The organism is Bradyrhizobium sp. 41S5 (genome assembly GCF_011516665.3).
GTDB lineage: Bacteria > Pseudomonadota > Alphaproteobacteria > Rhizobiales > Xanthobacteraceae > Bradyrhizobium > Bradyrhizobium quebecense.
In genome coordinates this window covers 1368416-1391754 of sequence record NZ_CP083721.1, presented here as the reverse complement: position 1 = coordinate 1391754, position 23339 = coordinate 1368416, and the positions used below count along the sequence as shown (strand labels likewise).

Annotated in this window: 17 protein-coding genes; 8 read left to right on the top strand and 9 right to left on the bottom strand. The window is 59.4% G+C overall.

Going from position 1 to position 23339, the window contains the following annotated elements:
* Positions 1 to 148: 148 nt before the first annotated feature.
* Positions 149 to 313 carry a hypothetical protein gene (locus HAP47_RS06550; RefSeq protein WP_173638943.1) on the bottom strand — a complete coding sequence of 55 codons (165 nt, stop codon included), beginning with the start codon at positions 311 to 313 and terminating at the stop codon, positions 149 to 151.
* A 198-nt stretch (positions 314 to 511) separates the two neighbouring features.
* Between HAP47_RS06550 and HAP47_RS06545 the strand changes: the two genes are divergently transcribed.
* Positions 512 to 1996 carry an exopolysaccharide biosynthesis polyprenyl glycosylphosphotransferase gene (locus tag HAP47_RS06545; RefSeq protein ID WP_173638944.1) on the top strand — a complete coding sequence of 495 codons (1485 nt, stop codon included), beginning with the start codon at positions 512 to 514 and terminating at the stop codon, positions 1994 to 1996.
* Between the two features lie 88 nt (positions 1997 to 2084).
* Here the strand turns inward: HAP47_RS06545 and HAP47_RS06540 are convergent, their stop codons facing one another.
* Complete coding sequence (locus HAP47_RS06540) at positions 2085 to 2351, bottom strand: hypothetical protein (RefSeq protein ID WP_173638945.1); 267 nt, start codon at positions 2349 to 2351, stop codon at positions 2085 to 2087.
* 552 nt (positions 2352 to 2903) lie between these two features.
* Here HAP47_RS06540 and HAP47_RS06535 point away from each other — a divergent pair.
* The 7 genes from HAP47_RS06535 to HAP47_RS06505 all read left to right on the top strand — a co-directional run bounded on the left by HAP47_RS06535 (position 2904) and on the right by HAP47_RS06505 (position 11078).
* Positions 2904 to 4973: a right-handed parallel beta-helix repeat-containing protein gene (locus HAP47_RS06535; protein ID WP_173638946.1), complete on the top strand. Its 2070-nt coding sequence runs from the start codon at positions 2904 to 2906 to the stop codon at positions 4971 to 4973.
* The gene (locus HAP47_RS06530) at positions 4970 to 6106 is read left to right on the top strand and encodes a glycosyltransferase family 4 protein (protein WP_173638947.1); all 1137 of its coding nucleotides are present in this window, start codon (positions 4970 to 4972) and stop codon (positions 6104 to 6106) included. The genes HAP47_RS06535 and HAP47_RS06530 overlap by 4 nt, the downstream gene beginning before the upstream one ends.
* A gap of 39 nt (positions 6107 to 6145) precedes the next feature.
* The gene (locus tag HAP47_RS06525) at positions 6146 to 6883 is read left to right on the top strand and encodes an FkbM family methyltransferase (RefSeq protein WP_173638948.1); all 738 of its coding nucleotides are present in this window, start codon (positions 6146 to 6148) and stop codon (positions 6881 to 6883) included.
* Positions 6880 to 8220: an O-antigen ligase family protein gene (locus HAP47_RS06520; RefSeq protein ID WP_173638949.1), complete on the top strand. Its 1341-nt coding sequence runs from the start codon at positions 6880 to 6882 to the stop codon at positions 8218 to 8220. The genes HAP47_RS06525 and HAP47_RS06520 overlap by 4 nt, the downstream gene beginning before the upstream one ends.
* Positions 8221 to 8253: 33 nt before the next feature.
* On the top strand, positions 8254 to 9006 hold the full coding sequence (locus tag HAP47_RS06515; protein ID WP_173638950.1) for a class I SAM-dependent methyltransferase: 753 nt from the start codon (positions 8254 to 8256) through the stop codon (positions 9004 to 9006).
* A gap of 71 nt (positions 9007 to 9077) precedes the next feature.
* Positions 9078 to 9749 (top strand): acyltransferase, encoded by a 672-nt coding sequence (locus HAP47_RS06510; RefSeq protein WP_173638951.1) that lies wholly within the window; start codon positions 9078 to 9080, stop codon positions 9747 to 9749.
* 117 nt (positions 9750 to 9866) lie between these two features.
* Complete coding sequence (locus HAP47_RS06505; RefSeq protein WP_173638952.1) at positions 9867 to 11078, top strand: hypothetical protein; 1212 nt, start codon at positions 9867 to 9869, stop codon at positions 11076 to 11078.
* A 116-nt stretch (positions 11079 to 11194) separates the two neighbouring features.
* Here the strand turns inward: HAP47_RS06505 and HAP47_RS06500 are convergent, their stop codons facing one another.
* From HAP47_RS06500 to HAP47_RS06470, 7 genes are all read right to left on the bottom strand, one after another.
* On the bottom strand, positions 11195 to 11953 hold the full coding sequence (locus tag HAP47_RS06500; protein WP_173638953.1) for a hypothetical protein: 759 nt from the start codon (positions 11951 to 11953) through the stop codon (positions 11195 to 11197).
* A gap of 4 nt (positions 11954 to 11957) precedes the next feature.
* Entirely contained in the window at positions 11958 to 14195 is a 2238-nt protein-coding gene (locus tag HAP47_RS06495) for a polysaccharide biosynthesis tyrosine autokinase (protein ID WP_210285258.1), read from the bottom strand.
* A gap of 112 nt (positions 14196 to 14307) precedes the next feature.
* On the bottom strand, positions 14308 to 14937 hold the full coding sequence (locus tag HAP47_RS06490) for a hypothetical protein (protein ID WP_173638954.1): 630 nt from the start codon (positions 14935 to 14937) through the stop codon (positions 14308 to 14310).
* 86 nt (positions 14938 to 15023) lie between these two features.
* Positions 15024 to 16445: an O-antigen ligase family protein gene (locus HAP47_RS06485; protein WP_173638955.1), complete on the bottom strand. Its 1422-nt coding sequence runs from the start codon at positions 16443 to 16445 to the stop codon at positions 15024 to 15026.
* A 35-nt stretch (positions 16446 to 16480) separates the two neighbouring features.
* The gene (locus HAP47_RS06480) at positions 16481 to 17677 is read right to left on the bottom strand and encodes a polysaccharide biosynthesis/export family protein (RefSeq protein ID WP_173638956.1); all 1197 of its coding nucleotides are present in this window, start codon (positions 17675 to 17677) and stop codon (positions 16481 to 16483) included.
* Positions 17678 to 18311: 634 nt separating this feature from the next.
* The gene (locus HAP47_RS06475) at positions 18312 to 20069 is read right to left on the bottom strand and encodes a hypothetical protein (RefSeq protein ID WP_173638957.1); all 1758 of its coding nucleotides are present in this window, start codon (positions 20067 to 20069) and stop codon (positions 18312 to 18314) included.
* Positions 20070 to 20261: 192 nt separating this feature from the next.
* On the bottom strand, positions 20262 to 23201 hold the full coding sequence (locus HAP47_RS06470) for an Ig-like domain-containing protein (RefSeq protein WP_173638958.1): 2940 nt from the start codon (positions 23199 to 23201) through the stop codon (positions 20262 to 20264).
* Between the last annotated feature and the right edge of the window lie 138 nt (positions 23202 to 23339).

Below are 23339 nucleotides of genomic sequence, written 5' to 3'. Positions count from 1 at the left end.
TATTCGGGAGGGCTGCCAGCCCGCCACCAGTATCAGAAATATCAGAAATTCGAGCGAGGCGATCCAAAGCTCGCCGATCTTACGCCAGGGGCGTTGTTCGAAGCGAGCCTTGTCAGAACGGAAGCGAAATATCCTGCCTGCAAACTTATCAACGCGACCATCTGGAGCGCTGTCCAGATCCCAACGTCAGAATCGCAAGCGCGGTATCCATGTCCCGGGTTAGGACGTGCGCGGGCGGCAAGGCCAGCACGTCGCAGCAGGCGTCGCCGATCAGCAAGCAGATCATACCGGCGAGCAACGTGATGCTGACCATTTCAACATCTGCCCAAGACTTGGTTCATCTTTGGTTCATCTTCGTAGAAAGCGCGGCGTATGTCTGGCGTGCGAAAAGTTCAATGCGCCGGCGAAAAAATTGATCAGCAACTGCCCTCGAAATCGGCTTTCAGAGCAGGTAGAGATACGGTAAGGTTACCGAATTCTTACTAACATTTCGTATTTGTGGTTGTTTTCTGTGACGAATATTGTCGAGGGGGGCGCCCTCCTCCCCCATAGCCGCTCAGAGCCCAAGCAGAACGCCGTCCGGCGCTCCATGCGAGCCTCGCTGCCGGCGCGCACGGGGTTTGCCTTTGTTTCGATAGCCATTGTCGAGTTTATCTGCGTTGCGATGACGGCTTTCGCATCTGCTTGGGTGTACCACGAACTCGCATCGACTCCCGGCTTGCGCGTGAAGGTGTATCTGCTGGCATCCTGCTTCATCGGGGCGGCGGAGGTCTGCATTGCCGCGATGGCTGGTCAATTCCTGCATCTGGAAAAGCAGCGGGAGATCCGGTTCGCGTCCGCCGGAATCGGAGCTGCGGCCACCACGTTCGTTGTGCTGACCTCACTCCTGTTTATTTTCAAGCTATCGGACGTTTATTCCCGCGGCACCTTGATCTTGCAGTTCGTGAGTTGCTTGATGACGGTCGGGCTGGTCCGGCTGGCCGCCTATCGCGCATTCCAGAACGCCGCTGAGGAAGGACTGCTCCAGAGGCAGCGCGTGGTGCTCGTCGGACGCCGCGATGATTGCGAGGCTTGTGCAGGCCAGTTGAGAAAGTCGGGCGGAGGTTTCGAAGTTGTTGCCTGCCCGCTCGGCTGGGACGCCGCGTCCGGGGAAGCGGCTCATTTCGATCGCGCGATCGGCGCAAAGCTGGTCGAACGGTGCAGGGTTCTGCGACCCGATAGCATCATCCTGCTCGTCGATCGAAAGCAGGAGGATGGAAGCGTTGGGATGCTCCTGTCGCTCCTGAGGCAGATCCCCGCCGACGTTTACGCGGTGCCGACGCATCGGGACATCTTCTGGGCGAACGCGCAGACGGCCGACATCGGCGGCATCGCCACATTTGCCATCTCGCGCCGACCGCTGTCTGTGTTCGACCTCGTCGTCAAGCGGACGTTTGATATCGTGGCAGCAGCCGCGGGGCTGATCGTGTTGTCCCCCCTGCTGCTGCTCTCGTCGCTCGCCGTGAAGCTCGATTCGAGGGGACCGGTTTTCTTCGTCCAGATCCGCCACGGCTATAACAACGAAGCAATCCGCGTTCTCAAATTCAGAACGATGTACGTGTCCGACAGTGCCGAATTTCGACAAGCATCGAAGGGCGATTCGCGCGTAACCAGGATCGGTCGCATCTTCCGCAAGACCGGAATCGATGAACTGCCGCAACTCTGGAACATTCTTCGGGGTGACATGTCTGTCGTTGGGCCGCGGCCGCACGCGATCAAGCACAATGAGCTATTCACTCCGCGCATCGACAGCTTCGATCGGCGGCACACGGTCAAGCCGGGACTGACAGGATGGGCTCAGGTCAACGGATTTAGGGGCGAGACGAATACGCTCGAGAAGATGCAGAACCGGATCGAGCACGATCTCTACTACATCGACAATTGGTCGCTGCTGCTTGATCTCAAGATCATTTTGCTGACCCTGTTTTCAGGCAAGACCTACCGCAACGCGTGGTGAGGTGTCTTCGCTTCGGCAGGCCGACGGCGATTGTGCAAAGCCTGACGGGACGGGAGCCAGGCTCCCATCCCTGACGAAGCCGAGCGGATCAGTATTCGGTATAGACGCTGAGGAAAGCCGTGCCGCCATAGGGCCGGTATGCGTCGTAGAGCCCGTAGCAGGTATAACGATCCGGACAGCGGCAGAGATTGACGACCCGGCAGCCGCGGGGCCCGCAGCGCTCGACGTGGCATACATCGGCCGCCGCGCGGCGCGGAGCCACGCGCTGCGGTTGCGGAATAATGGAGTAATCGGCTGCGACGGCCGCGCCCGCAGACATCGTCAGCAGGACCCCGGCGACGATCGACTTCAGCATCTGCTATTCCCCCTCAATTTTCCTGTCCAGAGTCACCATCTCGAAGCATTCCGAGATCTAGAAGCGTTCCGAATATTCATACCGAAAATCCTTGGTCGCTGGTAGCGTACCAAGGATGGCTTCCTTCCGCTCGTGGCCGCCAATATCCATGTCGATGCAGCTTCGCGTTCCATAGTAACATACCTGGACCCTAATACGATCGCCGCAGATGTTCTCAGCATAGATCCAATGGTTGAACAGGCGGTCATTGTTGGGAAAGGAGCGAGATGCCGCGGTGAGCCTCAGGCAGACGGCTCCGGTCGGGCTGCGGTGCCGACGTGATGAGATATCGTCGGCTGGCGGGGGAGCGACCCCAAGCGTGGCTCCGACACCGGATCGCTGCATCTGCGCCTGTGCATTCGCAATGGCGAGAAACTGCGCAGCCACGCAAAGTGCAAGGCAGATTCGACCCGGCTTCCTGTGAGACAACTGATCTCCTCCACGGATAAAACTTACTGGATGCCGGCTCTGGTAGGCTCGGCAAGTCTTACACCCTCGATTCGAGTATCAGAAATGAATTCTGCCGTAATGCCGTCGGGCAGGTCCCCTCTCGTTGCTGGGCTCGCGTTGCTGCTGGCAGTCCTGACCAGCGGATGCAGAGCGGACGACGTTTCCATCAACGTTGAGGGCACGCGCACGAGCATTCCCGGTGAGGAAGGGACGGTCAGGGCCGCCTCGCTCGCTGAGGCAATCGAATTCCTGCGGAAGGATGGGAAAGAGCGCACCACGCCGGTGACGTACAGGATCAACCTGCCTGCCGAAGCCCAGATCCTGAGTCAGCCTCTTACCATTTCCGGTCCCGAACCGCCCGCGGGCTCCCGCATCATCATCCGCGGCGCGCCTGGCGGCACCAGGATATCGGGAGCGACCTTCGTACAGAACCTTCTCAGGCTGTCGCGCTCCGGAGACGGGCGATACGAGTACACATTGCCGTTTTCCGACTTGCCCGGCGAAACGGCGCAGAAGCTGCTGAGGAAGCTCTCGACCATATCGCCGAAGCAATTGATGATCCGAGTCAACGGCAAGACGCGCCTGCAATCCACAAGGTGGCCCAGCAGGGGCTTCCTGCCGGTGGTCGAGATCGCCGGCGATCCGCGGAGCAGCACCGCGACCATGGCGTTCGCTGATCTGCCGGACGGGGTGCGCCGCTCCCCCGACCTCTGGATCGGCGGATACCTCACCGATTCCTATCTCTTCGTGAATGCACGGGCCCTTGCCGTCGATTCGAAGGGCGTGCTGACGGATCGAAACAGGTTGAGAGCAGACGGCAAGCCTCCCGAGAGGGTGTATTTCTACAATCTGGCGACCTTTGCCCAATGCAACTCTTTTTTCTATGACGCGTCGGCGAGAACGCTGAACTTCTGCTCCGAGGAGCCGATCGAGACCCTCGAGGTGCCGGTGCTCGACACCCTGCTGGCGATTTCTGGCTTTCATAATTTGACCGTCCGAGATGTCGTCTTCGAACTCGCCATCGGGACCGCCGTGACCGTGCGCGACAGCGTAGCGATCGATTTTTCGAACGTCATCGTCCAGTTGGCGGGCGCCGATGGAATTGCCTACACGAACTCCAGTGACTCCCGGATCGATCATGCGAGCATTCGCGCCGTCGGCAGGCGCGGGGCGTGGCTGTCCGGAGGCGACCGCGCCAGCCTGACACCGGGTCGCATTTCGATCGAGGATAGCAGCATCCAGGACTTCTCCCTGGTTTACCGCACCTTTTGTCCGGCGGTGCAAATGGATGGGGTCGGAATGAGCGTGCGCCGAAGCGTCATCTTCAACGGACCGCAGTCCGGAATCATCTATTCCGGGAACGATCACGTCATCGAGGATAACCTTCTGGCTCAGCTCCTTACCGAAGCGGGCGATTCGGGATTCATCTACAGCGCGCGCGACTTCACCAGCCAGGGGACCGTCATTCGCCGAAACGTCTTGCTTGGGACGGGCGGACAATACCTCAACGACGCCCGGGGGATTTATCTTGACGAGTTTTCGAGCGGGAATCTCGTCACCGACAACGTCATCGTGGGCATCCCTTACGGGATACTGATGAACGGCGGTAAGGATAACAAGTTACTATCAAACCTCTTCGTTCTAAGTTCGCCGTCGATTTGGGGGGCTGCATTGGGATATGCATCGTGGTGGCAGATATGGCGAAACGATCATATGCAAGTTCCAGGCGGGCTCAGTGTTCGGAATTTGTACAGCTTGCCCGTCGACAAGGAGCCTTGGACGAGCCGCTATCCCGAAATCGCCGGCTACAAGCATTCGGACCTTCTCCGGCCCGAACGAAATCTGATCGAAGGAAACAGGTTCATGGGCGCCGGGTCCATCACGGCCTTTGACGGCGATATCCCAACGGCCGAGGTCCGGAACAACAGTGCTGTCGTGTACCGGGGCAGCCTCCAGCTTCTCGAGCGCTTGCGCAACTGGATTGCGCCGTCGCAACTCGACGAGACCCTCGCCCTGATCTCGTCCGAACTCGATCGCCATGGTTTGACCGAGCACATTCCATTGCGTGCGCCGGATCGGGCCGGGGCGCAGCTGCCGGGGCATCGCTTTGCAACGCTGTCCGAGTTCAAATGACCAAGAAGCGTGTTCTGATCGTCTATCGTTCCTTCTTTCCGTCGTTGTCGCATCTCGGACCCGCCACGGCGATCCGCAATCTCATGCACAACATGTCGGAAGATTATGATTTCCATCTGGTGACCCTCAACCACGATTTCACCACTGGTGCCGCCATGTTCGAAGCGCCCGTTCATCGCGAGCGGATGGGGGCTGCCACAGTGGAGTATATTCCAACCGGGCTAACCGGCTTGCGCATTCTCTTCGACCGCGTCAGGGAGGACTTCGACGTCGTCGACATTCAGTGCGCCTTCGATCCGCTGGTCGCTATTCCAACTCTCATCCTCAAGCGCCTGGGATTTCTGAAGGGCAAGCGCGTCTTCCACACGCCGCACGGTATCTTCATGGATGTGATCATGTCCGCGTCCGCCCTGAAGAAGCGCCTGTTCTGCCGCCTGGCCGATTTGACCGGGCTCTATCGCGGGGTCGTTCACCTCGCGGGGTCTCCCGCCGAAGAGCACGATATCCGCCGCAACCACCTGCGCTCCCAGGAGGTGCTGATGGTTTCGCAATTCGTAGAGAGCGGAGCGCCTCGACCGGCCAAGCGAGAAAAGCCGCCGGGGCAGCTCAGAATGGCGATGGTTGGCCGAGTGACGGTCCAAAAGAATGTCACCTTTGCGCTCGACGTGGTACGCCGCCTCACCGTCGCGTCCTCGCTCGATATATTCGGCGAGGTTGACGACAGTTCTTATGCGCAACAATGCGTTGAGATGGCGCGAGCCGGGACCGGACGGTGCGACGTGACGTTCAAGGGAAACCTGCCCAAGGACGAACTGTTCGCGCAGCTGGCGGATTATGACGTCCTCCTGCATCCGACACTGGGGGAGAATTTCGGTCATTCGATCGTGGAGGCATTGACGCTCGGGCTGCCGGTGCTGATCAGCGACAGGAGCCCCTGGACGGACGTCGCGGCGAGCAACGCGGGCTGGGCGCTGTCGCTTTCAGAGCCGGAATCCTTCGTCGAGAAACTCCAAGCGATTCACGCGATGGGACCAAAGGAGTGGTCCGCGCTGAGCGAGGGAGCCCTTCGCTACAGCCGGGCAACCTTCGACGGCCGGGCAACGTCCGAACGATATCGACAGGCCTACGGTTGAGTTCCGGATCGTGCGCCTGAGGCAGAGGAATTCCGCAAAATGCAATTGATCACCATCCAGAAAGGCGTGTTTTGCGCGCTTCGCCCGTCGCTATGGCGGCTATTGAGCATGCGGATAGCTCCCGCCATCGAGCACAGGGAGGCTCTGTCGCGCCTTTCCTTTCAGACGGTCGTGGATGTCGGCGCGAACAGGGGGCAATTCGCGGTGATGGCGCGGCGGCTGTTTCCGCAGGCGCAGATCTACTCCTTCGAGCCCCTGTCGGAGCCGGCCGCCCGCTTCACCGAGGCTCTCGGCAGGGATGACAGGGTCCGGCTCTTCCCCTGCGCCATCGGCCCGACCTCCGGGCCGGCTAAGATCTACGTCACGAGCAAGGACGATTCTTCGTCGCTCCTGAAACCGGGATCCGCCCAACGCGAAATATTCGGGGAACAGACCGCGCGCATGGATGAGGTAGCCGTTCGCCGGCTGTCGGACTGTCTGGAAGCGGGAGCCATCCGGGGGCCGGCGCTCCTGAAGGTGGACGTTCAGGGCGGTGAACTGGACGTCCTGGAGGGATCTGCCGATCTCATTAACCAATTCGACGCTCTGTACATCGAGTGCTCGTTTATCCATCTCTATGAGGGCCAGCCGCTGTTCGGCGATATCTCGCGCTGGACGGAGGCACATGGATTTCGGCTGGGAGGCGTATATAATCAGTATGTTGATCCGCAGCATGGCCCGGTGCAGGCGGATTTTCTTTTCCTCAAGACTGCCCCCGCTGGGGCCGGCCCGCGATGAGACTACCGGTCTTCGTCACAGAGAATCTCGCGATTCTGCGCAACCTCGCCAAGGGAGGCGCATTCAACGCGGCTGGGCTCGGTTTCGGTTTCTATGTGATTGCAATCTGCTATCCCGGCATCAAGGCGACGCCGGCCCAGCTGATGGATTTACGCAGCGGCCTTACCACTCAGGCTGATGTTGGAGGGTTCAGCCTATTCATCGCGGTACCCGCGCTCTTGCTGGGCTTGTTGGTATTTGCCCGTCACGGTGCGTATGCGGCAATCCGCCGATCGCAACCGATTCTGATCTTCCTCCTGATCTACTCCGGCCTGATCGTTCTCGCGTCGGTGGCTGGAGCCGAATACATCGAGTCGTCAGCACAAATTGTCCAGTACGTCATCACGCTGGGAGCATTCCTGCTTTGTCTCTGCTTTTGGCAGGCGCCTGCGCAGAGCGTGGACGACGCGCTCGCGATGGGATTTCTGGCGCTGGCCGCATCCCTCAGTGCCGCCGCGATTGTTCAGGGATTTCACGAGTATCGATGGGTCGGTCTGATCCACCCCAATCACTATGCCCGATATGCCTATATTGCTTTGGTGCTCCACTCTTTGGCGGTCAAGCGTGTGAGCTTGCCTGTATTTCTGATTTGCTTCGGCGCAACTTACGTAGTCAGTGCGCGAACCATTATGATAGGCACGCTCTTATTTTACCTTGGGTATCTCGCCTTTGCGAACTACCGAGCGCTCTTCAGTCGCGCGCAGCAAATCATGAACGTTCGCATGCTCGCAGCCTTCATGATGACGCTCCCAGTCGCGCTTGTGATCTTGTCCTTCTTTACCGACACCGACCGGCTGATTGACAAGGTTACGAACGATCTGGCGCTGTTCGACCCGAATCGAGGGGTTCTTTCGGGATTCACCGGTCGTACGGAATCGTGGAACGTTTTCTTCGACACGATCGACGAGTATGTGTTCTTCGGATATGGCTTCCGTTCCAGCCGATATAATCTGCACGCGGTCCATAGCGGCATCTTGTCTTACTTCATGGACTTCGGTCTGCTGCTCGGTGGCCTTTTACTGCTCGTTGTCGCCGGCCGCGGGCTCTATCTGGTCTGGATTGGCACGAAGCACAATGATCGCAGGACGTTGCTCTGCGGGCTGGCGGTCGCGACCACGCTGCTGATCCAGTGGTTTGAGCCGGACAATTTCAATATCGGTTTTATAGGTTCTTTCTTCTTCATGCTCTTTCTGGCGTACACGCCTTCGGCAAGACGGCGGTACGCGTCGACTCGCCTGCGTCACGCGAGGTTGCCGCAAGGGCAGCCATCGCTACAGCCTGCGGCCGATGTCTCCTAATCATCAGCGCAGTTCAATGTCGGATCCCTTCGTATGCCGCTAGATCATTTGCAGTCCTGCAAGGAAATTGTTCGCCACGTATTGCTCCGCCTTGGTGCGGACGAAATCATCAATATCGCCAGACGCGTGCGTGGTCGTGACACGAGCCACATGCGTAAGGCTCAGCTGGATCAGGTATTTTCAGATATCTACGTAAACGGAACCTGGATCGAAAATGCGGAACAGGTGAGTCTCTCAGGCTTGGGTTCTTCGCCGATGGCTACCGACACATTGACCCATCAGCTCTCACAGTTCTTGCGGGATGTCGAATGCACCAGGCTCGTCGATATAGGCTGCGGCGATTTTAACTGGATGTCTCGAGTTGCCGGCGAGTTCGATTACCTCGGTATCGACATTGTCCCTTCGTTGATCGCTTCTCACAACGAGGTCCACGCAAATTCCAGGAGGCGCTTTGCCTGTATGGATGCAACGAAGCAACCCCTCGAACGCTGGGGCGACGTAGTGATATGCCGTGAAGTACTTTTCCACCTCTCGTTCAAAAATGCTCTTGCGCTCCTTAACAACATAAAGTCCGCCGGCTTCAAGTACGTCTTGCTGACCAGCGACAGTTCCGTGTGGTTCAATTCCGATATTCGGGACGGAGACTTCCGGAGAATCAACCTGATGCGGTCTCCATTCGGACTTCCTGCTCCGAAGCTGCAGCTGAGGGACGATGGGGTTTCGGGCGGGCGAATACTCGCCGTATGGGATGCCGGAGCCCTGAATTCGATTTCCGGTACTAAGTGATGTCCGTTCGTCAAAATCCAATATCGCCGTTACCGGCCGTGGCCGTTTCCATAGTTTAGGAGCGCATTGAAATGTTGAAGGCGGGCACTCAAATTTTGTTGTTCTTGGTACCTTGGTCACTTCGGCGCTGGGCCTTGAAAAATCTGTTCGGTTTTTCGATTGATGCGAACTCTCGCATTGGCCTTTCGATTGTCCTTGCCGATGAGGCTTGTTTGGCGAAGGGAGCCTCCGTCGGTCACTTCAACTACATCGGACGCCTTGACAACCTCGAAATGCATGAGGGAGCGATTATTGGAAATTTCAATTGGATCACCGGGCTTTCCCGAAAGTTGAACTCTCCATTCTTCAAGAAGAACCCAGGGCGGCGATCGGAGTTGCTAATGAAGCGTGCGAGCCTGATTGCACACCAGCACTATATCGATTGCTCCGATCGAATCGAATTCGGTATGTACAGCGGACTTGCAGGAGTTCGCTCGCAATTGGTAACGCACGGCATCGAGCCGCTGTCGTGTAGGCAGACTTGCTCGCCAATTATCGTCGGCGACTATACGATGGTTGGATCCGGCAGCCTTATTACGAAGGGCGTCAAGGTTCCCAACTGTTGTTTGGTCAGCGCCGGTTCGGTTGTGAGTCATGTAAAGCCGGAATCCTACTCGCTCATTGCGGGAAATCCCGCGGTTCATGTTCGCAAGGTACCGGAGACAGCAAAGTTCTTCTCGCGCACAGACGCAATCATCTATTGATTGCGAACTTGGGCTGCAACGCATGCGCTGGTCGATATGAAGCCGATATTGTTATCGACTCTTGCGGGGTGGCTCGCGAGGTTGCTCGCAATTCTGTTGAATCTGGTGGGCACTCCGATGGTTCTCAGCAAGCTGGGACCATCGCGGTTCGGTCTGCTCCTTGTTATTCTAAGTATCAGTTCGTGGATCGGGTTTGCCAATGTCGGCATGGGACGAGTGATCGCAAATGCCGTCGCTCGAACGCGCCGGAGTGCGAGTGCCTTCAAGACTGAGACCGTGTCGCTTGCTGTGGTGCTCGCAGCAGGTCTCAATCTCATGTTATTTGGAGCTGCAGCAGTTGCCCTGATGATTTTCATGTGGCTGGTGCCGCTGAATGAGGCGATTCTCGCAAACCACAGCGAGTTTGTTGCAACGATTCTGGTCCTGTTTTTCGGCTTGGCCCTTTGGTTCTTCCTCTCGATCTTTGAGGGAATAGATGCAGGGCACCATCAGTTGCATCGGCTCTATCTGTTCCAGCTGGCGAGTTATGTCCTATCGTTCGTGTTGCTGCTCTTTGTATTTCCGACCCATCCGTCGATCGTCTTTGCCGCTGTCCTTCTCAGTCTCGGTTTTCTACCGGGTTCAGTCTTCCATGCGCTGGACGTCGTTCGCCGGAACCGGAATCTTTTTTCAAGCGACTGGAAGTGGAAACCCCGAATCGCCCGGCGCCTGCTGCTAAGCTCGCTCGACTTCACCATCATTAGCCTCGGGATAGGGATTTTATATCAACTTGCTACCGGACTCTTCGGTTTCATGGCAGGGCCAGACGCTGTCACCGAACTCGGAATATTCATGCGGTTGATGCAGTCCTATGGAGGGCTCGTCATCGCCTTTACGTATCCCTTGTCAAATATCGTCGCGACAAAGCTCAAGATGCGGGACGATTTGTCGGCCACACGGATCGTGCGCCTCAGTGGGATCATGCTGCTGGCAGGATCCTGCCTGGCAGGAACGGGCTTCTGGCTGTTCGGTAATCTTGCGTTGTCAATCTGGCTGCATACGACGATCGAACTTGATCATCTGTTTCTGACGGGGGCATCGTTGCTCATCGTTCTGAGCGCCTTGCAGTTCTTCTTCTCCGCCTTGCTTATCGGTACGTCCAATATCAGGGAAGCAGCGAGGCTGCAGGTATGGCAGTCGTTGATCTATGTGCCGATTGCTTGCGTTTTCTTCAAGATCTGGGGCCAGGAGGGCGTTCTGCTCGCCATGGATGCTGTGATGTGTGTAGGTGTCGCTATCATGATCAGATTTGTCCGAAGCCACTCCGTGCTCAGGGCAGCGGTCGCGTGATTGCAACTGGCGGGGGCAGCAGGCTTCCATTGCGATTTTGATGATCGCTATCCTGCAGGTAGCTGTCCCGGGATGCACTGATCGGACGGGGCGAATGTCATGTCGCGTCGCGCGTTTCAGCGAACGACCACGGACGTCCCCGGAATATGAGGGTCGATACCCTTGCGCGCGAGTTGAACTGCAAACAGCTGTCGGTTCCTGATTGGGACCGCGCCCATCCGGCTCACCAGTTCGGCTTGGTGAGGTCGCGCCGCGCCAAGGAATATCTCAATAGCCTCCGCATACAACTCGCTTCGCAGAAGCAAGCAGAACTCGTCTATCACCTTGGATTGGAGTGCCTCTGAAAGGGCCGGAAAGATGGCAAAGGCTGCGCGGTTTCTTGGAATCGCGAGCCAACCCTCATTAGGACCGACCCGATACGACATGTCGAGGTAACGAAGGTATTCCTGTCGGAGTCCCATACGGAGGCTTTCGATCTGAAACAGCGAAAACCACAGATACGGATCTGAGGGTAAGCATGACAGCGCTTCCACGACGATATTTCTGCTGCGCTCGAGGCGCGCGTCGGTTTCCGAAGATGCATCGAACTGCTCCCGGAGAATCGCCAGATCTACGACAGCCGTATCGTGGGCCGCGGTGGCATTGCAGCGGACCGGGCTACCAGCCTCGCGATAAAGCCGGAGTTTCTCTTCCAGCCGGTCGACCGGGAAGGTCTCCCCGCGAACAATGCGGTTCGAGAATTGCTCCAATGGCAGTTGTCGCCAAAAGGTCGGCAACGTGATGGCGGACCAAACGACCCCACCCAGTCCCAGGATGCCCGCAAGCAGAGACGTGATGCCGGTCGCGGCTGCACCGGTGAAATCGGCGCTCCTCAACGATCTAGCTCGGCTGCGAGTACTTGGGATCGTAGTAGTAGCTCGTCCCGTATCCTTCGTATCGCTTCAAAAGATTCGTGTCGGCCTTGTTCATGACCACGCCAAGCAGATTTTCACGAACCAGCCGGGCGTTCGCCAATGCTCGCTCAAGCACATCAATATTGGTCTTGCCCCATTCGAGCACCAGGAGATAGGTAGGAATGAAATGTCCGGTGGCGCGGACATCGATCACCGGCGCCAGCGGAGAGAGGTCGATGATGATGTAGTCAAACATGTTGCTGAAGCGCTCGATGAGCGCTCGCATGCCTTCGGACGCGAGGATCTCGCTGGTGTGCGCGATCGGGGCATGGATCACCGCGGGCAGGAAATCCAGGCCGGTTGTACTCTCCCGAAGAACGACGTCTTCGAACTTGCGTTCCCCCAGGACAACCTCGACGAGGCCGGCGGCGGCCTTTGGCGCCATCAACTTCGTGAGCGACGGATTGCGAAGATCCGCGTCGATCAAGAGTACCTTGTGCCCGGACTGCGCGCTGAGCAACGCAAGGCCCGCGGCAGTGGTCGATTTCCCTTCGCCTGGAAGCGCCGAGGAGAGGCCCACGACACGGCCGCTGCGTAGTCGACTATTGAGGTCTATCGCGGACTTTATCGATCGGATGCCTTCGGCGTATCTGGAGAACGGCGAGCTGACCACGGCCCAGAAAGCGCCAGCCTCGGCTTGCATCTCATGCGGTGACGGAGGGGGGCCGTTGGGCTGGAGAGCGAGCGCCGGAAGAACGGGAAGGGTTGCGAGGCAATCAGCTCCCAGCAACCGCTCGACCTGATCGCTGGTGCGTACCACGCGATCGGACAGGTCCCTCATAAGCCCGATGCCGAAGCCCAGCATCAGGCCGCCGGCGGCCGCCATCGAGAGAACGAGAATGGTCTTGGGACTGCTGCGCTTGGACGGCCGGCCCGCGCTCGATATGATGCGGGCCTCCGTGATCGGGAACGATTGCTGCTGAATGGATTCGGTATAGCGCTGCAGGAAGGTCTCGTACATCGAACGGTAGGTCTGGGAGTTGCTCTCGAGCTCCTTCAGCTGGACCTGGGCCTGCCCACCGATTTGAGAGCGGGCGACGGCGGCATCGAGCGCGCGCTGTGCTTCATCCTCGCGCTGCTTGGCGATCTCGTAGTCGCTCTTGTAGGTCTCGGCGAGGCGACCGAGCTCGGCGGTAATCGACTTGGCGATCTCGCGCATCTGGTTACGCAGGTTGACTGCCGCCAGATGGGTCGACCCGTACTTCGCAGAAAGGTCGGCCTCCCGATTGGCGATCTCCAGATATTGGGATCTCAGCTTGCTTACGACGTCGCTTCGCAAAGTGTCCGTTACCGTTGCGTCGCGAACGTCCGATTTCATGACCTGCTCGATGCGATCGAGGCGTGCACGCGCGTCCGCGGTGACTGTCCGTGCTGCGAGCAGCTGGCTGTTGAGCTCTGCGACCTGCTGCTCGGAAATCGACCGTCCGCCGGCATCGACGATGTTGTTCTTGCTCTTGAAGTCGACGATCGAGCGATCGGCGGAGATCGCCTGCTGCTTCAGCTCCTGGATACGGCTGGAAAGCCAGTCGCCCGCACGGCGGGCCGACTGATACTTGGCATCGAGCTGATCGTTGATGTAGGCCTCGGCGACGGCATTTGCCACCTGGGCAGCCCGCCCCGGCAAGGCAGAGCGATACGCTATCTCGATCACGTAGGTAACGCCTACGCGCTTGGCTGAGAGATTGTTCGAGAACTCGCGCAGGGCGCGTCGCTCGATCTCGTCCTGGGACTCATCGCCGGGTTCGAAGAGCTGGTAGAAATAGTAGAGGAGATTGCCGACGAAGCCTCCGCCATAACGGGCGAATTCGGGCTCTTGCGCCAGATGCAGATCGCGGAGCACTGATCGCGCAATGTTATCGGACTTGATCAGCTCGAGCTGACTGTCCACGGCGGGCGAGTCCACCGGGACTTCGGTAAAGAGCGCGTTCTGGGAGGTGTAGGGCTGAAGCTTTCGGGTGTCGATGATGATCGTCGCCTGCGCAGTATAGGTCGATCGGACCACCACGAGATAAGCCGCCCCCAATGCGAGGGTGCACAGCATCGTGACCAGAAAGATCGGATACTGGCGGCGCACGAAACCAAGGGCAGCCGCGAACATCTGATCGGGCGACACGTAGTCCGCGCGTTCGATCTCGCGTTCCTCGGGCTTCAGGAGCTGGAGCATTTTGGGATCATTGTGATGCGGCAAGCCGATACGGCCGCCTGTTTCGCAAGCAGTCGCTCATTCCGGCCCGAGCCGGTAATGTAGCCAATGCCGGATTTCCCCGGCATTGCTCTCACGGGCTTACTGAACTCGAAACGACGCCGGAATTCGCAAACGTATTGCCCAAGCCGGTCACGCTCGACGTGTAGCTGAACAGCGGAGTGTTGGTCGCGGCTCCGCCGATCGGCTGCGGACCACCACCACCGCCACCGCCGAACTGGAGCGGATTGGTCTGACCTCCGCCAGCACCGCCACCACCACCGCCGCCGCCTGCGGCTCCGATCGGTCGGTCGCCGGCGCCGGCGGCGAAGGCCAGAACGACGTCCTGATCCTTGGTGTTGAGAATCGCCTGTTGGATTTCCGTGGCAAGACCGGGGTTGGTTCGGACGATGACCTTGGCAGCCTGCGCCAGGCCCGCGCCGATTGCCGCCTTCTGGTCCTTGTTGGCATTCGCGATCAAATTGATGATCGGCTGAAGTGTGGCAGAGTCACCCGAGACCAGTTCGCGAACGGCGCTGACGAGCTCGGCGCCGCCGGTGGGATTCTTGGCAAGAAGCTCTGCCGGATTGCTCAGGAATTGAGCAGTTGCTTGAGGCGAACGCTGGGCCGACGCGGGTGTCGGCACCAGAGCGGTTACGCTCATTGCGAGAATCGCAAACGCTGCGACGCCAGTGATTTGTTGCTTAAAAGCGATTCGGAACATACCGTGAACCCTTCCAAAAATATAACGATATCTTAACCGCATAGCGCCGTGACATCAACGTCAGTCGAGGCTTTCCGGACTTTGGTTCACTTCAAAGTTAACCGCTCAGCCGCCTCAACCTGCTCTACCACTGGTTTCTGCGTTTGTGCGAGAGCAGCGCCGAGCAGGACAACTACGGTACCGGAGTACGCAGGGATTTGCAGTGAAAAATCAATGAGGGAGTGCAACACTGCGACCGTTGAGACGGCCAGAGCGGCGCGCGGGAGGGTACGGGAGCGTCGAGGGTCGAGGCAGGCGCGCAGCAGGATCGCCATCGCGCCAATCCAAGCCAGAACGACGATGCCCGCCAGCACCAGGCCGCCTTCTGCCGCAATCTCAAGGGGGACGTTATGGGCCCGATCCCACACGCCCCAGCCTGAAATCTGGCTACTCCGATAGGCGGCGAAGCTCCAGCGGAACGAGCCCAACCCGCTTCCGAGCCACGGAAAATCCGAAATCATGCGAAGGACCGAGGCCACGACGCTGGCACGTCCACCGCCGGCTGTGCCTTCCGTTTCCAACCGTTCGCCCAAACCGCTGTCGAAGATTTGGTAGATCGCCAGGGTGACGACGACGGCAGCACCAAAGGCCAGCCAGTTGCGAAGCCTGGGCGACATTTCCGATCTGAAATTCAGCCCAAAGGCCACGAGCAGACCGGCAAAGCTGCACGCCACCCCGGCACGGGAACCGGTCAGGACCAATGCCAGCAAGCAAATGCAAAAAAAGCTGCCCGGCAGCGCAAGGACTCGCCAATTGACGAGGCTCGTCGCTGGGCGGCGGCGTTTGCCGGAACGGCGCTTCTTGCGCAGATTGAGACGCCGGAACGTGAGCAGCAACCATACAATGGCGATCGACCCGAAATAGACCGCCGCGGCGTTGCGGTTCGTGAACGTCCCGGTGAGATTGCCGGCATAGGCGATCTTCTCCTGCCACAGCACCAGGTTGGGTTCGAGCGCGTAGGAGCAAATCGCGTAAACGGCATAGAGGCCGCCCGCCCAAGCGATCGTGCGGAACAGGCGGCGCGAGAGCGTCTCGTCGGCGCCGCACATGTAGCCCCCCGTGAACAGCAGCAGGTTCAGAAGCGGCGCGCCGATCGCGAGATAAGGCTGCCCCCTGGCAATAGACGCGCTGGCCTCCAAGGGTATTCCCAGAATCTGGCTGGCTTGGGCCCAGATCGGATGGACCAGGGGATCGGACGGCGCTCGGGGCACGACCTGAAGGTAAAGGATGGTCGCATAGCTCGCGACGACGACGGCAATGATGGCTGCAAGAAAGAGCGGTGAAGCAATGGCCGGCGGTCGCAGGGCAAGCCCGACCACCGCTATACCCACCAAGCCGCACCAAAGGGAAATGGCGACGGAGGACACTGATGCAAACGGGAAAGGCAAAATGGCCACGACCGCGAACAGCAGCGCACCAAATGCATCCGAAATCTGCCGCGGTTTGAGGGCGACCACCGCCGTCTTCAAGACGACGATGTATCGCCGGTCGTACCGCATGCGGATCAGGGACCAGTTACAACCAGGTTCCGAAGGGCCGCACCATTGTAGGCTGCAACTATCGGATCGTTGACCGTTGCGGTGACCAGCCTGATGTACGTCATCAGCTTCGCCGATTCCACCGCTGGAGCGTTCGACGTGTACAGAACGTCCTTGTTCCGGATCAGCACCTTGGTCGCCAGGAAGTATGTCGACGGGTCGCGCATATTGAAATTATACACGATCGGGATGATCGGCGTCGTGAAACGGCTCACGTCGACACCCATCATCGCGGCGATTTCGCGCCGCTCACCGCGATAGAGGAAGATCGCTCCGGGATCAGCCAGCGTATCGTTCAGGCCGCCTGCCTTGCCCACGGCCTCGGCCACCGAAATTCGCCAGGCGTCGAAATTGAACTGACCCTGCTGGCCGGTTGCGCCAAAGGCCACAAACGTCTGCGGCTCACGATAGACGTAAACCGTATCGTTCGGATGGACCCAGATATTATTCGACGGCTCGTACACCAGCGACCCGAACGGCACGGTAGCCTGCTTGCCGTTGCGCTCGAGCATGACCCAAGTGTCGAAGCCTTGTCCCTTGGGGCCGCCGGCGCGAGTGATCGCATCAAGCAGGCGCTCACCAGCAGCGTTTGCGGGATAGCGAACCGGATTGTTCACTTCGCCGAGAACACTGATGAGCGACGTCCGCTGATCAATGAGGGCGACGACTGCCTGGGGCTCGATCGCGCGATTCTTCAGCGAATCCGCAATCGCCTGCTGGACTTCTGAAGGCGTCCGCCCTTGCGCGCGAACAGCGCCGGCATAAGGCACCGAAATATTGCCGTTGTGGTCGACCGTCTGATTAGGCAGGGCGATGAAGTTGCCGGGTCGAACACCCGCTTCAACCGGGATAAACAGGCCGCCTGCGGCGGCCTCGAAGATGGTCACGCTGACGACGTCGCCCACGCCAAATCTGATTTCGCGGGGGGGCTGACGATCGGGATAGGTAACCGTCAACTTGCCCGTATTGCGCGCAAGTACGGACACCACGTCTGAATTGACGCGGACCAGCGCATACGGAAGGCTGTTTTCATCGACCGGCGCCTCGCTCTTTACAGCTTGGCTGGACGGCCCCGATGTCGGCAAATAGCTGCACCCGGCCAGAGCAATCGTGGCGCAAAGGGCAATTCCGACAAAAAATTTGAATTTAAAATTAGTCCCCATGCCTTCGGAACTATCATGGGCTCAGCGCAATCTCTAAGTGATTCTGCATTGGAGCAGATTTTTGGGTCACGGCAGTTGCTGATTTGCAACGATCTTGCGGGGCTTAACCAGCAGCTAACCAAGCTTGGCACACCAGCGCCGATTTGGATCGCCGGGCACTGAAGAATCTATACGGCGAAGGGCGGACAGGCGGCAGATTCGGCTATTGAATATCCCGTCGCCAACGCGCCGCGCACGCGTGTCGGATTTCCTGATCGACGCGCTGGCAGGATGCATTGGGCTTGGCGTCGGGAAACTCGTGAACCTCGCCCTAGCGAAGAGAATTACCGGCTGGAGCCGGAACCGGCGTAGCCGCCCTTCGATTGGGAGCTATTGGAGTTTCCGAATGGACTTACGAACGGGCTGCTAAATCCGGTGCTGACGCCTTGGTTGGTTCTCACCGCCGAATTAGGCCCCCCCGACACCGTCGATCCGCCTTGGCGTTGCTGCGTAACGGTCTGACTCGGGGTTTGCGATACGCCCTGTGCCATTGCTCCCCCTCCGGATAGCAACAGCAGGGTTAGCACGGCTGTTCCGTGTCTCATGAAGCGCTCCTTCCAATCTTCCGGATCATTCGCAATGACCGAGAACTGTCTCATGCCGCCGCGACGGCGAAAAATTCCGGGCGGCATTGCGTAAGCTGCCAAAAGTGTTCGAAGACAGCAAACGGACCGGCTCTTTCAGTATAGGTATGATGGACGTGACGCGCCAGATCACCCTGGGGACCGACGTAGACAACCGCCTTTTCCTCGAAATTGGTCAGGCAGGCGACCCCGTATGGTGTTCTGCCGTCGCGCTCCATCGGAACTGGATAGACGAACTCGGCCAGAGCCGTCTCGACCTTCGTCGCGATCATGGTCTGAAAGATTTCCTTTTGATCCGTGACGACGGCATGGAGCGCATCGATGGATCTCCCCGGATCGTCGTCGGTCGCGGCGAGCATCGCTGCTGCTCCACCCGATGATCCCGTCGTCCAATCGAGAACCGCCCCAAGGTACCGCGGCGGACGGTCCAACCGGACGATCCCATACGCGGCATGCGCCAGTCCCACTCCCCCGTCCGTCACAACCCATTTCCCCTTCGATATCATGCTGCCGACCGTGCCAATCCTGCGCATGACCTGTCCTGTCGGCGAGGCGCCGAGATTGTGGGAGTCCGGACGGTCGAAGTCGTCGAAGAAGGCTTTGGGGGGGCGGCTCAACGAGGCACCGTTTGAAACCTTCGCGGCGAATAAAGTCAGTCTCGCGATTGTCGAATTCCAGCTGCCGCTTGGGCCGCTGCCCAGTCGGGCGAGCTTCAATCTCGTTGGTATTTCGCAATCGATCGTCTTGAGAGACTTTCCATTGAGCGACGCCGCAAGTCCGCCGGTGCCTTGAACCAAGCAAACGGTAAACCGCATCAACGGCGGCACGACACCGAGCCGAACCTCGCTCGAGGTACCTTTGCTCACGACTGTCGCATAGAGAACCCTCTCGCGCTGCCGGATCTCGACATAGTTGTCCGGGTCGGCGTACTCGCACCATAGCGCGCCCGACGCCACAAATCTCGGCGCATCGGCCGTAATGAGGACCGAACGTTCGGCGTGCGAGAGATAGCCCTCAGCGTCGGTCAGCATCACGTCGTCGGCCTTGCGCGATGTGGCGCAAAACGTCGACCGCCAGGCACGCTGCTCCAGCTGAGGCGAATGGAGCTCGAATGTGGCGTCGAACCGCGCCTGCGTCGTCACTCTCAGGGCGAGGCTCGCAAAACCGTCATCGGGGGCAACCGACCGAACTTGCTCCCACCACGGCTTGTCGGTCTGCATCAGTTGAATCGGGACGGCGACCGGAAGGATGGCTGATCCGTCCGACTTCAGCTGAAGGATGCAGAGCTCTACCTTGGTCAGCCCGCCCGCGTCGCGATTTGCCAACCGCAAGGCAAGCGATCCGGTCAACAGTTCTCCGCGCTTGACCGCGAAGTGCCGGTTGGTAGCCATGACAACGTAGAATTGGCCTGCGGCGTCTCCGCGCAGTTGCAGGCGGCCGGACGTCGCGTTGACCTTGGTGAAGGTGACGACCTTGCCGGTCATCGGCGTAACCTGCCATCCCGACGGCAGCGCGGCTTGTGCCGAAAAGCCGGCATCCTCAACGCCGTTCAGAGCCGCCTCCTCGATCGTGACGCCGGCCGGATCGCCGAACACCTCGTGGTCCACGTAGCGCAGATTGCCACGAAGGACGCGCGCGTGCTGGTCCGATGCCGTTCGATCGAGAAAGTTGAGATCTGCAAGCGGCGCCGGGGTCTGCTCGGCAGCACGGGCTTGGCTATAGAGCAGCGCAAATAAAGCAGAGCCTAAAATCTCCCTGCGTGTCGGCATCTCTCAGGCTCCAGGTGATCGCACGCGATATTGGCAGACCCGTTACCTCTCGGCAAGATTTGCGCGGCACAGCGCGGTCGGACGCGTTCGCGCTTTCCAGATCGGTCGCGAATTCCGTCACGACGGGGCCGGCAGGCTTCACTGTCTCCGCCCCCGCCCCCTCCCCCTCAGGAAGACGCGCGTCTGCTCCCTCTACACATGCAGCATGAAGCTGTCGTGGGTGTGGGTGTAGCCCATAGCATCCGCGAGGGCGTGAATGTCGAGATGCACATCCTGCGCAATCGAATTCGTGTACCAATCAAGCTGTGCCTCGTTGAACGGCAACCGGGCGTGGCCATCATACGTGCTTGCGCTGCCGGCGGCCGCGGACGGATGAAAAACAAATCCATCGCCGACCTGGCTCACTGTGGCGGCTTGATTCGGCATCGACAGTGTCAGCGGAGCAACGTTCGTCGCGGGAGGGTCGATGACGAATGTGCCGCCGTGTCCGTCACTGGACAGGGCGAATGTCATTCGTGTGTAGTCGCCCGTCAGATTCAGATGCGCAGTATGGTTTTGCGCGTCGGTGACCGTCAGCACGCCGCCCGAGGTATTTCCGATGTACGCAACCCGGGTGCCGGCCCCGTACGCGATATCCCTCAGGTCGAGGATATCCGAGGCGGTCGGGTCGCCATTGCCCGAAAAACCCAGAATATTTCCGGTGAACTTGCTGGACTGATCCAAGATCAGCATGCCCGTGTTTTTGCCGAATGTGATCGCGCCCGTCGCGGCGCCGGCGAGCTCGAGGCTGCCTCCTGCATCGATCGTAAGCTGCAGGCTAACGCTGGTCGCGACGGTGCCGGCCTTCGTACCGATCGTACCGTCGCCGTTGAGATCCTGATGCATCGTCGATTCCAGCGAGAGCAGCGACGTGCTCGAGCCGGAGACCGAGCCGGCGATGGTCGACAGGAAGTTGCCGTTCGCATCGGTGGCCGCGACCGTATACAGGCCGGTGCCGGCATCCTTCCAGGCGACGTCGTAGCCGGTCGCCGTCTTCTCGGCACCGATGAAATTGTAGCTGGGGAATTGATCCGTGCTGACCGCAGCACCCGCCAGTTTGAACACGACATCGGTGCTGCCTGTGACAAAGTGGAGGCTGTTTCCGACCTGCTCCAAGATCGTGCTGCCCGCCGTCTCGATGATCTTGACGGGCAGGCCGATCGTGCCGTCGCCGTTCAGATCCTGATGCATCGTCGACTCCAGCGATCGAAGCGCATCGCTTGTGCCGGAGACCGAGCCGGCGATGGTCGACAGGAAGTTGCCGTTCGCATCGGTGGCCACGACCGAATAAAGGCCAGTGCCGGCATCCTTCCAGGCGACGTCGTAGCCGGTCGCTGTCTTCTCGGCGCCGATGAAATTGTAGCTGGGGAACTGATCTGTGCTCAGCGCGGCACCCGCCAGTTTGAATACGACGTCGGTGCTGCCTGTGACAAAGTGGAGGCTGGTTCCGACCTGCTCCAGGGTCGTGCTTCCCGCGCTTTCGATGACCTTGGTCTGGAGAACATTGGATTGCACACTCGTATTGCCGGCTGCGTCGGTCGCAGTCACCGAGAACGAGTGGGAGCCTGAGGAAAGCGATCCGACGTTGATGCTCCAGGTGCCGTCGCTCTTGGCCTTTCCGGAGCCGATCAGGGTGGTGCCGTCGTAGAGTGCGATGGTCGCACCGGCTTCGGCAGTACCGGCAATGGCGGATTGAGCCGGCGTGAACGACGCAACGACAGGCTGGGCGGGAGCCGTCGTGTCGATCGTCACGGTAAGCGAAGTAGAGGCAGAGCTGACGTTGCCGGCAGCATCCATCGCCTTGGCCGTGAACGCGTGGTTGCCGTCGCTCAAGGTTGCCGTCGCGAAAGACCAGCTGCCGGTCTTGTCGGCAACCACCGTGCCGATCTGCGTCGCTCCGTCGAATATCTGGACCGTGCTGCTGGCCTCTGCGGTGCCGTTCAGCGTCACGTGGTTCTGGTTGGTGATGCCGTCGCCGATCGTTCCACTGTCTGGCGTGAATGAAGCAATGCTCGGGGCCACGGGCGCGGTCGTGTCGACCGTCACCGTGAGCGCGGACGACGACGTGACGTTGCCACTCTGATCCGCCGTCTGCGCTGTGAACGAATGAACCCCGTCGGTCAGGTTTGCCGCGACGAACGACCATTTTCCGGTGCTGTCTGTCACCGCCGTGCCAAGCTTGGACGAACCATCGAAGATCTGGACTGTCGCGCCGACGGCGGCCGAGCCTGTCACCGTAATCTGCTTCGCATTGGTGATGCCGTCGCCGGTGACGTTGCTGTCCGGCGAGAACGAGTTGATCTGAACGGTAGGCGGCTTGGCGGAGTAGGCGCGGATGTAGTCGATGAGCATGTCGCCGCCCACCGGCGAACTGGGGTCGGTGATGGCCGGGCCGTACAGTGCCAGGTCTGCGATGATATACATCGGGGTGTGCATGTCGGATGGAGTAGCAATCTGGAAGGTCTTCACTCCGTCGACGTACCAGGTAATCGTATCGGGCTCCCAGTCCATGCCATAGGTGTGGAATCCAGACGTCATCGTCGGGAGGTAGACTCCGTCCTGCTGGAGCTGCATGCTCCCGGTCGCAGAACTGTGCGATGTCATGTAGTCGATGGTCGGGTTGTTGCCGAGCGACTCCATGATGTCCAGCTCTTGAGCGGGCACGGTCCCGAACAGCGCATTATTGGTGGGCAGCAGCCAGAATGCGGGCCAGAGCCCCTGGCCGGCAGGCAGCTCGGCCCTCATCTCGAAGTAGCCGTAGAGCTGCGAGAAGGAGTGATAGGTTGTGATCATGCCCGACGTGTATTGGGCATTGTTGATGTAGGGCTGGATCGCGGGAGCTGCGGGGCCCGCATGAAGATCGAGGATGCCGTTGTTCACGTTCCACGGCGTCACCGAACTCGTGGGTGCATAATTGCTGTTGATGTACCAGTTGACCTCCTGGTTGCCACTTATGTTGATGCCGTTGGCAGCCGCCCACCAATAGGTCGAATCCCAGGTGCCGCTCGTGCCATTCCACAAGCTGAGCGAATTGAAATCGTCTGAAAACGTGAGTGTGGCCGTTCCAGCGAGATTTTTCGGATCGATCGACATAGCGCTCTCCTCAGCTGGGAAATTGCTATGGCATCGCCCGTTCTCCTGAATTTAATGGCCGGGTACGAGTTGTTTTGGTCATTAAGGTGCGCCTGCGAGGACCGCTAAAATTATACGGATTGGCACCGATGGCTTTTG